General features: G+C 70.2%; 2 protein-coding genes and 2 pseudogenes. 3 read left to right on the forward strand and 1 reads right to left on the reverse strand.

Features of this window, described 5'->3' with window-relative positions; translation table 11 throughout:
• Positions 1-130 precede the first annotated feature (130 nt).
• Positions 131-3,223, reverse strand: a complete 3,093-nt coding sequence (locus QTQ03_RS26915; RefSeq protein ID WP_289280469.1) for a hypothetical protein — start codon at positions 3,221-3,223, stop codon at positions 131-133.
• A gap of 527 nt (positions 3,224-3,750) precedes the next feature.
• Between QTQ03_RS26915 and QTQ03_RS26920 the strand changes: the two are divergent.
• The 3 genes and pseudogenes from QTQ03_RS26920 to QTQ03_RS26930 form a co-directional block, all read left to right on the forward strand.
• Positions 3,751-10,407, forward strand: a pseudogene (locus QTQ03_RS26920) (ricin-type beta-trefoil lectin domain protein); the annotation flags it as partial.
• A gap of 49 nt (positions 10,408-10,456) precedes the next feature.
• Positions 10,457-11,884, forward strand: coding sequence for an IS1380 family transposase (locus QTQ03_RS26925; protein WP_289280471.1), 1,428 nt, complete (start codon positions 10,457-10,459; stop codon positions 11,882-11,884).
• Positions 11,885-12,037: 153 nt separating this feature from the next.
• A pseudogene (locus QTQ03_RS26930) lies at positions 12,038-12,802 on the forward strand (polymorphic toxin-type HINT domain-containing protein); the annotation flags it as partial.
• Positions 12,803-12,949 lie beyond the last annotated feature (147 nt).

A 12,949-nucleotide genomic window follows, 5' to 3' on the forward strand; every position in this document is an offset into this window, starting at 1 on the left:
GCGGTCTCCCCTCCACCCCTGTCGATCATGGGGTGGTGGCGGCAGGGGAGCCCTGACCGGCCGGCCGTGGCCGCCGGCGCGAGGGGCCCGGACAGCGACAGCGACTGCCCAGGTCCCTCGTGGCGTGCACTCAGCCGAAGGCTTTGACGCTGCGCCAGTCGCTGGTGATGGCGGCCTGCTTCGGGCCTCCGGTGCCGGTGGTGCCCGGGTGATAGATCCAGATCTTCCCGTCCGATCGCCGGACCCAGAGGTCCGGAACGTCGTCCCCGTTGATGTCCGGGATGCCGAGGACGGCGGTGGTGTTGGTCTCGGTCCAGTTGCCGCCGTACGAGACGTCGCCGTCGCGGGAGTTGACGCCCAGCTTGAGCGAATTGAGGTCCACGCTGCCGGCGACCGGGCCGGGCTTGCCGTGGCGCAGGAACATGTAGCCGTTGTTCAGGTCGCGCCAGAGCAGGTCCGGCGTGCCGTCCAGGTCGATGTCCGCCACGTTGACGATCTCCCGGCGGTCCCACACGCCAGGGTGCATCAGGATCGCCTCCTGGAAGCTCGCCCCGGTGTAACCGCTCAGCATCCAGAAGTCGTCTTCGGCCCGCAGGAACAGGTCGGCGTGTTGGTCGCCGGTGACGTCGCCGAGCGCCTTGATCTGGATCCAGGTCGCCGGGTCCGGTGCGCCGGCGGGGAGCAGCACCCGCTGCCGGTCGTCGACGTTGAAGGTGCCGTACCCGTCACCGGGGTAGAGCCAGAAGCCGCCGTCCGGGGTGCGGGCGAACAGGTCGGTGCTGCCGTCGCCGGGGTAGACGTCGGAGTGCTTGGTGATCAGCGCGACTGTGCCGGTGTCCGGGTCGTACCAGTGGCCCGGCGGGTGGAGCGTGCCGTCGCCGGTGTAGGAGCCGTCCTGCCCGGCGTTCAGCTCGCCGTCCACGTCACCGGGGTAGCTGCGGAGTTTGCCGCCGGAGTCGATGATCAGCAGGTCGGGTATTCCGTCGCCGCCCGTGTCACCCGGCCCGTCGGCGGTGTCGCGGGGCGGCACGTAGAAGTCGTAGTCGGTGGCGTCGCTCTTGTTGCCGACCGCGTCGTTCGCGTACACCCGCAGGCTGGTGGGGCCGGTGTGCCGTGGTCGCAGGGCGGACACGGTCGCGGTGCCGTTGGTGGCGTTCACCGATGCCCAGTTGACGCGGTCGAGAGCGTAGTCGAACCTGACCGCGTCGGTGGCGGTGAAGGTGACCGCACCCGTCTCGCCGAACGTGACCGTCGCCCAGGTCGCGCCGTCGGGGGTGGCTTCCAGGAAGACGCTGCTGGTGACGGTCGGGGCCGCGGGTTTGGTGGCGTCGACGGTCAGCCGGCACTGTGTGCTGTTGGACGGGTACCAGTTGGAGGTCGCGTTGGAGGTGTCCTCGGCGCGTACGTCCCACAGGTAGACGCCCTTGTCGACCAGGGTGGTCCCGGGAATGGTCAGGCTGGCCTTGCCGGCGCTGGTGGTGGTGACCGGGGTGCCGGCGGGAGTCGCCGTGCCACTCTTCCAGAAGCGGAAGCGCAGGCGCTTGAGGTTGCCGTCGGGGTCGCTGGCGGTCGCCGACAGGGTGATGTCCTTCTTGGCGACCGTGACGCCGCCCGGGCTGGTCTTGCAGGCGCCGCCGGGCGAGCTGGTGACGCTCGTCGGGGTGTTGGGTCGGCGGTTGTACGTGACGGACAAGGTCGCGGAGTTCGCCCGGAACTTGCGCCAGGTGACCGTGTCGGACTCGTTGGTGGCGCGCATGCCGAAGTGGATGTTCGGCCAGCCGTAGTCGGCGCCGTCCTGGGCGGCGTCCTTCACGTTGAAGCTCACGTAGTCGTCGTCACAGCTGCTGCCGTAGCCGTGGGCGAACGAGCGCTTCTGCTGCAGCGCCCGCCAGGGCGGCTGCGCGTTCCAGGTGGTGCTGGAGGAGATCGAGTCGGTGCGCCAGAGCTGCATCTCCCGGGCGTTGCAGTTCCAGGAGTGGGTGTTCAGCACCTTGAAGGTCGCCGCGCTCACCGTCGCGCCCCGGAGGGCGCTGGTGAAGCCCATCCGCCAGAAGGAGCGGGTCCGCAGCGGTGTGCGCTCCTGGTAGCCGACCCTGGCGACCGTGGTGCCGTTGTTGAAGTTGGTGCCGTTCCAGGTGTTGGTGTTGGGGTGCTGCGCGTAGACGGTTGCCCAGGCGAGCATGCCGCTGTTGAGGGTCGGGTCCAGGAAGACGGGGAAGATCGTGTCGGGACTGGTGAGCAGCCCGGTGGCGGCCGTGTCCAGGTGCAGGCGGGTGTCGCCGGTGCCGTTGCCGTCGAGGCGGGTGGGGATGCGGGACTCGTGGGCACCCAGTTCGCTGCCGCTGAGGCCGGACAGGTTCAGCACGTCGGCGGGGGTGTCGACCGTGGTGCGGGGGCTGTCCTCGCGGGACTCGCGGCCGCCCGAGTCCCAGGCGAACGGCGTGGGGATGGAGCCGATCTCGTCGCCGGCCCGGTCGAGGACCCGGACGCTGCCTGCGGTCGCGTCGTGCCGGAAGATCGCGGTCGTCGACCGCAGGCCGTAGGTCACCGAGCCGACCGACTTGATCGTTTCGGCCGCGCGGTCCTTGACGATCAGCAGCTGGGCGACGCTGCCGTCATCGCGGACGACGACGAGCAGGTCCACCCCGGCGAGCACATCGGGGTAGAGCGCGCGGGGGCCGTCGAGCACCGGCTCCGGCAGCCGTCCGGGCCAGACGTACGCGATGGTGTGGTCGTCGATGTCCACCTCGGCCAGGACGCTTTCGGTGCCGTCGGTGTGCCCGGTCGCCGCGCCGCCTCCGGAGAGGCGGACCGGGCTGGGGGCGTTGACGGGGCGGATGTCGAGACCGTCGGGTGTGTTCGTCCCGGTGCGGGTCAGGGTGGTGTCCACCGGTGCCCACCGTCCTGTGGCGGTCTTCGCCCGCTGCGGCGTGGCGTGCATCGTGGAGCGCAGTTCGCCGCTCGGCAGCGCCCAGGTGAGCGAGGTGGCGCTGGTGGCCGTTTCGACCAGCACCTCCTTGCCGGTGCGGAGCGCCTCGGTCATGGCGGTCCGTTCGTCCCTGGGCGGCGCCGGCGCGGCGCTGACGACTCCCTGCCGGGGCTTGTCGGTGCCCGGCCACCACGGCAGCAGGGTCACGACGACGGCGGCCAGCAGGAGGCCGACGGTGAGGGCCAGCCGGGTGCGCGTGCGCACGAAGGGACTGAGTAGGCGAGGCGCGGTCACGGCGATCCACTCCCGTGGGGGCCAGGCGGACAGGAAGGCGCAGCGGGCAGCCCCGTTCGGCGGGCCGCGGGGCAGACGCGGGCACACGATGCCCGGCGCCCCCACGTCTCGTCTATCCCGGGAACGTTATGAATCCGTGACCTGCTTTGCCGGTGATCGCCGAGGAGCGCCAGATATGGATCTTGTGTCCGCGTTTGAGTATCCGGATCAGTGCTCGGATCGAGTGTTGTTCGCTGTTGCGGTAAATCATTCCATTTACCCTTGCTGATCCTGTTAAGTGGCGTGACTCAGATCATTCGAATCCGTCTCGGTCGTGCCGTGCGGGCTTGAGTGGTGGCTGCTCGTGACGGAAGGTGCTCACGCACGTGCCGCACCCGGCGGGTGCGTCCGCGGTTTTCCGCACCTACTTTTCCGTCTTCGCGCCTGGGTGGGAGTCGACGCGTATGCGTACCGGTTTGCTGTCTTCGCGGTGGCAAGGCCGACGGACCGCGACAGGGCCGGGTCGTCGCCGGTGACGTACCGCGACGGTGCTGTTCCTGTCGGTGATCCTGACCCTGACGAGCCTGCCCGCCGCGGCGTGGGCGATTCCCGGGCCGGGCATGAACCGCGACGAGATCCAGGTCGACCTGCCGGACATCCCGGAGAGCGCGCGGGTCGCCCAGGACGAGAGCGCCGAGACGGACATGACCACCGCCCCCACGGTCCCGGTGGACCCGTACGCGCCGCAGGCCGTCGCCCCGTGGCAGCAGGACAGCGGCGCCGTGGACCTGACGGGCGTCGAGGCCGGCGCCACGAAACCGGTCGACGACCTGCCGGTCGCCCTCGGTGTGCCGGAGGGCGCCGACCCGGCCGCCCTCGCCGGCACCTGGACGGTGGACCTCGCCGCCCCCGAGACGTCGCAGGATGCCGGCGTCTCGGGTCTGATCATGAAGGTCACCCCGCCGGTCACCGCCGACCCGGCCGCCGAGGTGGCGCTCAGCGTCGACTACACGCCCTTCGCCGACCTGTACGGCCCACAGGCCGCCGACCGCTTCGGCGTCATGCTGCTGCCCGACTGCGTCTACGAGGCGCCGGACACCGGCGACTGCGCGACCGGCGGCGGCGCCGGGGGTGGCATGGCGGCGCGGGCGGTCGCCCCCACCGGCTCGGCCCCCGCGCAGGCCGTGCCGAGCGAGGTGGAGCTGGTGCCGGCCGACGAGGCGCCGACCAACAGTCCGGCCGCCGAAGAGGAGCCGACCCGGCGCGTGGTCACCGGCACCGTCCCCGTCGCCTCGCTGCTGGCCGGCGGGACGGCCGCCGCGTCCGGTGCCGCGCGGAGCGCCGCCGCGTCGTCAGCGGGCTCGAGTGTGGTCGGTGTGCTGGACACCGGCGCGTCGGCGGCCGGCGACTACACCGCCACACCGCTGCTGTCGTCAGGCTCCTGGGCGGCGGGCTCGTCGTCCGGCGCGTTCACCTACTCGTACCAGGTCCAGGTGCCGGAGACGGCCGGCGGCCTGATGCCGAAGGTCGCCCTGTCCTACTCCTCGCAGTCGGTGGACGGGCGCACCTCGGCGACGAACAACCAGGCCTCCTGGATCGGCGACGGCTGGGACTTCAACGCCGGTGCGATCACCCGCAGCTACGCCACCTGCCGGCAGGACGCGAAGAAGTCGGGCGCGAACAACGCCCAGCATCGGACCGCCGACCTGTGTTGGGGCTCCGACAACGCCACCCTGTCCCTCGGCGGCATGACCACCGAGCTGGTCTGGGACGAGGGCCAGGGCAGCTGGCTCACCGCCAACGGCGACGGCTCCCGGGTGGAGCTGGTCAAGGACACCGGCCTGGGCAACGGGGACGCTGACGGCGAGTACTGGATCGTCACCACCCGCGACGGCACCCGCTACCACTTCGGCCGCCACCGCCTGCCGGGCTGGTCCAACCACGGCGATGACCCGGACGACCCGGTCACCAACTCGGTGCTCACCGTGCCGGTGTACGGCAACCACCCGGGCGAGCCCTGCTACCGCTCCGGCGACTGGCCCGGCTCCCACTGCACCCAGGCCTGGCGGTGGGGCCTGGACTACGTCGAGGACATCCACGGCAACGCCATGTCGCTGTGGTGGGCCAAGGAAACCAACCACTACGCCCGAAACTTCAACTTCAAGGACCCGGTCCAGTACAACCGCGGCGGCTACCTCACCCACATCTACTACGGGCAGCGTCGGGACACCTTGTTCTCGGCGACCGCTGCCGCCCGGGTCGGCTTCACCGTGGCCGAGCGCTGCTTCGACGAGGGCGGCCTGACCTGCAGCGAGGCCAACTTCACCGCCAAGCAACCGAGCAAGTACCGCATCTGGTACGACACCCCGGCCGACCTGCGCTGCGCCGCGGGGAAGAAGTGCTGGAACGCGGCGCCGTCCTTCTTCAGCCGCAAGCGGTTGGACAAGATCATTACGTCGGCCCAGCGGCGTACCGACACCACCGCTCGCCAGGTGGTGGACGAGTACCAGCTCAGGCAGTCCTTCCCGGTCCTGCGGACCGGCCCCAACACCGCCCTGTGGCTGGAGTCGATCACCCGTACCGGCTACGGCCGCAAGGGAACGACCGACGCTAAGGTCACCCTCAACCCGGTGCGCTTCGAGCCCAACGCCGAGGACATGCCGAACCGGGTCAAACGGGACCACCGTCCCGGCTTCTCCCGGCTGCGTGTCGCCCGGGTCATCAACGAGTACGGCGGCGAGACGGTCGTCACCTACCGGGCGCCCACCGGCGACTGCAAGACCGGCTCCGGCCTGCCCGGCAAGACCGACACCGCCGCGTTGAAGGCCAACAACCGGCTCTGCTATCCGGCGTTCTGGCATCCGGACCCGGCGGCCGAGGAGATCGACTGGTTCCACAAGTACGTGGTCGAGACCGTCGAGGAGCTGCCCGCGATCGACGGCCCCTCGGTCGCCACCGTCACCCGATACACCTACGCGAACCCGGGCTGGCGGCTCGCCGAGCGGGAGTTCACCAAGAAGTCGACCCGTACGTACTCCCAGTTCGCCGGCTTCGCGCAGGTCACCGTCCACACCGGCGCGGACGTCCCGGCCGTCGGCAGCAGCCGGACCAAGTCCGTCACCCGCTACTTCCGGGGACTGGGCGACGCCGTGTCGGTGACGGACATCGCCGGCGCCGAGATCGCCAAGGACCGGGAGCCGTTCGCCGGACGGATCGCCGAGGAGTTGACCTACGCCAGCGCCGACGACGCCGACGGCGAGTGGCTGACCCGCAGCGTCACGTTCCCCGAGGCCCGCGAACTCGCCCGCCGCACCCGCGCCGACGGCCTCAGCCCGCTGCGCGCCTGGCGGGTCACCGAGCCGCGGCAGGTCGCCTACGCCCGCTCCTCCGGCAGCGGCGACGACGCCCGCACCCTGCGGATCGTCGAGACGAAGACCACCTTCGAGTCGACGCACGGCCTACCCACGCACGTCGAATCCCTCGGCGACACCGGAAAGACCGGCGACGAGTCGTGCGCCTTCCTCGAGTACCTGCACCGGCCCGACCGGAACCTCGTCGGGCTGACCAGGCAGGTCCGCAGCAGTCCGACCACCTGCGCCGCCGCCACCTTCGACGACCTGACGACGCTGAGTTCGGCGAGCCGGGTGGCCTACGACGGCCAGGGGTACGACGTCGCCCTCGGCGCCTCGACCCGCGGACTCGCCACCCAGACCTGGTCGCTGAAGGGCGACGGGTCGGGCTTCCAGTCCGACGGCACCACCGGCTTCGACGCCATCGGCCGCGTGGTGACGCGCACCGACGTCGACGGCAGGACCTCGAAGATCACCTACACCCCCGCCAGCGGTCAGGCCTTCTCGGTCAGCGAGGAGAACTCACTCGGGCACAGGCAGACCCGGGAACTGGAGCCCGGGCGCGCCGTCTCCCTCAAGATCACCGACGTCAACGACCGGGTCAGCGAGGCGAGGTACGACCCGCTGGGCCGGCTCGTCGAGGCGTGGGCGGCCGGCCGGCCCCCGTCGGCCGGGGCCGTGCCGGACTTCCGGGCCGAGTACGCCACCCCGGCCGGGAAACCGCCGTACGTCACCACCTTCAGCCGGGGCCACGAGGACCGGATCCAGACCTCCGTCACGCTCTACGACGGGCTGGGCCGGGAGCGGCAGACCCAGGTGGAGGCGACCGGCGGCGGCCGACTGATCACCGACACGCTGTACAACAGCTCCGGCGAGGTGTGGAAGACCCAGAACGCCTACCTCGCCGAGGGGTCCCCGATCGGGCAGCTGTTCACGCCGCTCGCCGACACGGCCGTGCCCAACGCCACCCGCTACAGCTACGACGGCCTCGGCCGGGTCACCCAGGAGATGCCCGTCCTGGGTGGTGTCGACAGCCCGTCCCGGGCCACCCGCTACGAGTACGGCGCCGACCACTCCACGGTCATCAACCCGGCTCGATCGGCATCCTACCGGCTGTTCAGTGACGCCCTGGGCCGGACCACCCGCCTGGACACCTTCACCAACGCCGGCCGCACGTCGTACACCTCGATGCGCTACCAGTACGACGCGCGCGGCCAGCTGGTGCAGGCCACCCACTCGGCCGACCCGACCCACCCGTGGAGCTGGACCTACGACCACCGTGGTCGGCTGGTCACGGCCGTCGACCCGGACAGCGGCACCAACCGGTTCACCTACGACCGGTTCGACCGGCAGGAGACCGCCACCAACGGGCGCAACATCACCGTCTGGAACGGCTACGACCAGCTGCACCGCCCGACGGAGCAGCGGTTCGGCACCAGCACCGGCACGGTCCTGGCGGCGTACACCTACGACACGGCCCCCGGCGGTAAGGGCCTGCCCGCCACCGCCACCCGACACACCGACGGCCAGGCGTACACCCAGTCGATCGGCGGCTACACCGACGACTACCAGCCGACGTCGAGCACCCTGACGCTGCCGCAGCCGATCGCCGACACCTGGGGCCTGCGAACGTCCTACCGGTACGACTACGCGTACACCGACACCGGCCTGCCCGAGGCTGTCACCCTGCCGGCCGTCGGCGGACTTCCGGCCGAGAAGGTGCTGACCCGCTACACCAAGGACGGCCTGCCGTTGTCGGTGTCCGGCAAGGACTGGTACGGCTCCGAGACGGTCTACTCGCCGTACGGGCAGGTGCTGCGCTCGACGCTCGGCGCCCAGCCGTACCGGGTGTGGACGATGGCGTCGTACGACGAGGCCAGCGGCGCCCTCACCGACCAGCAGGTCTATCGCGAGCAGACCGGCGACAAGGGCATCGTCGCCGCCAACCTGGTGTCGAAGCGCTCCTACTGGTACGACTCGTCCGGCAACGTCACCGCCATCCGCGAACGCTCGCTCGGCATCGAGGAGCGGCAGTGCTTCGAGTACGACGCCCTCGGCCAACTGGTCGAGGCGTGGACGTCCAACAGTCAGTCGGCCTGCACCGTCGGGTCGGCCGACGCCAACGGCACCGTCGACGTGACGGCCGGCACCGACGGCACCGGCTACTGGCAGGAGTACGAGTACGACCTGCTCGGCAACCGCACGAAGCTGGTGGAGAAGGACCTCACCGGCGACACCGCCAAGGACGCCACGACCAGCTACGACTACGGCAAGGTCGACGGCGGCCAGCCGCGCACCCTCACCAAGGTCACCAAGGACTACGTCACCCCGGACGGTGCGGCCGTCACCGCCGCCGCCGAGCGGCTGTACGAGCTGACCGGTGAGACGAAGGTCGTCACGTCCGTGGAGAACGGCGACCAGCAGGTGCTGTCCTGGACGTACGACGGGCAGGTCGACCGGATCACCGGCGAGGGCGGCAAGGGCAAGACCGCGTACGTCGGTCTCGCGAACAAGTGCATCGACCTGAGCGGCGGCACCCCGGCGGCCGGCCAGCCGGTCCAGCTGTACTCGTGCAACGGAACGATCGCCCAGAAGTGGGCGTTCGCGCCGGCACCGAACCAGGCCGACGCCACCCTGGGCACCGTTTCCGCGTACGACGACTGGTGCCTCCAGCCGACCGCCAACACGGTCGGGTCGGCAGTGCAGGTCCAAGAGTGCGCCGGGTCGACCGGCCAGCGACTGGCGCGCCTGCCCACCGGGCAGCTCAGGCACACCGCCTCGAACCTGTGCCTTGCCGTCAGGGACGGGGCCACCGCCAACCGAACCCCGATCGTGCTGGCGGTCTGCGACAGCGCCGCGGCGGCGCAGAAGTGGCAGCCGCAGAGGGAGACCCGCCACATCTACGGGCCGGGCGGCAGCCGCCTGCTCACGATCCAGGGGCAGCAGGCGACGCTGTACCTCGGTGAGTCGGTGCTGACGGTCCAGAGCGGTGGAGTGCATGTCAACACGCAGCGCACGTATGCCGTCCCCGGCGGCGCGGTGCTGCGCTACGCGACGGCCACGGCTCCTCCCACCCTGGTCGCGCTAGCCGGTGACCACCAGGGCAGCCCGTACGCGGAGGTCGTTCAGTCGGGCGCGATGTCGGTGCGGATCCGCAAGCAGGACCCGTTCGGCAACCAGCGCGGCGCGGGGTCGCTCGGCGTCAACGTGCAGACCCATGCCGGGTTCCTCGGAGCGCACCGCGACGACGCCTCCGGTTACACACCGCTCGGTGCCCGCCTGTACGACCCGGTGGTGGGTCGGTTCCTCTCCGCGGACCCGGTCCTGGACATCGCCGACCCGGTGCAGTCCAACGGGTACGCGTACGCCCACAACAACCCGGTGACGCACTCGGACCCGTCCGGTCTGTCGGTGTCGCTGACCGCCTCGGAGAAGGCGGCGGCGTTGGCCGGCGCGGGCCTGTCGGCGGCGCAGGTGGCTCAGGCGCAGTCCACGATGGGCCGGTCGTTGATGTCGGTGATCCTCGACTCGGCGTGGTACATGCTGAAGGAGTTCATCGGCATCAACGACGCCCTGAGCTGCTTCGGCGGCGACCTGTGGTCGTGCGGCAGCCTCATCCTGGACGCCATCCCGTGGACGAAGGTCGCCAAGGTCCCGGGCGTGATCAAGGCGGTCAACCGGACGATCAACGCGATCCAGGCATGGCGGGCGGCGAAACGTGCCGCGGAAGCGGTGCTGCGCGCCGCGAAGGCGGCGGAGACGGCGGCCCTCAACGCCAAGAAGCTGGCCTCGTCCGTTCAGAGCGGATTTGATTCATCGAGGGTCATGAAGGAAAGGTGCGCCTGGCCTGCAAGGATGTGAGTGTCTACGTCATGTCCACAGCAGAGTCGGGTGCACCTTTCTGGTGAGTAAGAGTAGCGGGTGGGATCAGCGGCTGCAGGTCGCGGCGGGTGGGAAGGGTTTGGTCGGGCATGCCGGCGCGGTTTTGCTGCGGCGGTGCGCGGACCGGACCGGGCTGGCCTGGGCGTTGAACGCGGTGCTGCCTCGCGGTGCGGGGCCGGGGTGGTGGGACCGGGGCACGGTCTTGATCTGCCTGGCGACCGCGATCGTGCTCGGCGCGACCAGCATGTCCGACATCGGGCTGCTCGCCCATCAGGCGCTGGTGTTCGCCGAGCCACCGTCGGAAGCGACCGTGCGCCGTGCTCTGGCCGGCCTCGACGAGACCGCCCTGCGCCGGATCGCCAAGGCGCGGGCGAAGGCCCGCGCCCGGGTCTGGGAGCTTCTCGAGCGCCGGCCGCAGGGGTTTCCGTGGCTGCTGGTGGCGGGCAAGCTGCTGACCGGGTGGGTGGTCATCGATCTGGACGCCACCCTGATCACCGCTCACTCCGACAAGCAGGGCGCGGCGGCCACGTTCAAGAAAGGCTTCGGGTTCCACCCCCTCGGGGCGTGGTGCGCGAACACCAGCGAGAGCCTGGCCATGCTGCTGCGGCCGGGCAACGCCGGCTCGAACACCGTGGTTGATCACATCCGGGTGTTGGGTGAGGCGGTCGCCCAACTGCCGGTCAGATACCGGCGCAAGATCCTGGTGCGGGTCGACGGGGCCGGCGCCACCCACGACCTGGTGACCCACCTGGAGCAGATGAACCGGCTGTGGCGCAGCGTGAAGTTCACTGTCGGCTGGACGATCACCGACGCCGACGAGACCGCGATCGCCGTGCTGCCCGCCGATGCCTGGACCAGCAGCCTCGAACCCGACGGTAATGCCACCGATCAGGCGCAGGTCGCCGAGCTGACCGGCCTCAACCAGCGGGTCGGCAACTGGATCGACGGGCTACGGCTGATCGTGCGGCGGACCAGACCGTCCACCCGACACGTCAGGAACCTAACCGACCTGGAGAAACGTACCGGCTGGCGGTACGCGATCGTCGCCACCAACATCCGCCGCATCCACGGCGTGGCCGGCTCTCACCAGCCGCAATGGCTCGACGTGCTGCACCGTTCGCACGCCGGAGTGGAAGATCAGGTGCGCACGAACAAGGCCATGGGCCTGCGAAACCTGCCCTCGAAGGCCTGGACCGTCAACCGCGGCTGGGTCCTAGCCGCGAACATCGCCGCCGATCTGGCCGCCTGCACCCGACTGCTCGGCCTGCACGACCAGCCCGACCTCGCCGACGCCGAACCCGGCACCCTGCGCTACCGGCTGCTGCACCTACCCGCCAAGCTGGCCAGCCACGCCCGCCGGAAGATCCTGTCCATCCCCGACACCTGGCCCTGGGCTGAGGCGTTCCAACTCTGCTGGCACCGCCTAGGCCTGATACCCCCGCCGACCTGACCCGTCCCCCCGGCCCTACCAGCAGAGAAACCACCCGGACCTGGAGAACCGGCGCCCGCGCAGCGACACGCGCCGACCCCGACCCCCAACCGCGTGGGACAAAACGGTCAAACCGAAACGGACGGCGAGGGATCAAAACCCTCTGACGAATCGAGGCTGGCGGCCGAACGGGCGAAGAAGGCCGCGCAGGCGGCGAAGAAGAAGGCCGCCGACAAGGCCAACACCACCAGCAACAGGGCGGTCAACGCCTCGAAGAAGACCGGCAACCGAGCCCAGAAGGACGCCCAGGCCAGGTCCAATCCGAAGGGTTCGTCGGCGGCCTCCAGCGGCGCCGGCAAGTCCGGCGGCGGCAAATCCGGCGGCGGCAAGTCCGGCGGTGGCAAGGGCGACTCCAAGCCCGGCGGCAAGTCGGGTGCCTCCGCCCGCAGTAACGGTGGCTCCAGCGGTGGTGCGTGCAAGACGAGCAACAGTTTCGTGCCCGGTACCAGGGTCCTGATGGCCGACGGCTCCACGAAGCCGATCGAGGACGTGAAACCGGGCGACAAGGTTCGCGTGACTGATCCGGCAACCGGCCGTACCGAGGTCGAGACCGTCACCGCGGCGATCAAGGGCGACGGTGTCAAGAAGCTGGTGAAGGTCACCATCGACACCGACGGCGACCGGGGCTCGGAGACAGCCGAGGTCACCGCCACCGACGGCCACCCGTTCTGGGTGGCTGAACTGGGCGAGTGGATCGACGCCACCGACCTGCGGCCCGGCCAGTGGCTGCGGACCAGCGCCGGCACCTACGTCCAGGTCACGGCCATCGACCGCTGGGCTGTGCCGCGGGCCGTCGTCCACAACCTCACCGTCGCCAACGTCCACACGTACTATGTGCTCGCCGGCAAAACCCCGGTGTTGGTCCACAACCAAGGGGGATTGGACCCAGGGCAGATTTATCTCTACCGGGCGGTCCAAGGCGCTGAGTTGAATGACATTCACTCGACTCGTTCATTTCGGAGTCCTGATGGTGGTTCAAAATACTTTTCCTACACAGAACGCGGTGCTTCCGAATATGCGCGGCGG

This window comes from Micromonospora sp. WMMA1363 (assembly GCF_030345795.1).
Taxonomy (GTDB): Bacteria; Actinomycetota; Actinomycetes; order Mycobacteriales; family Micromonosporaceae; genus Micromonospora.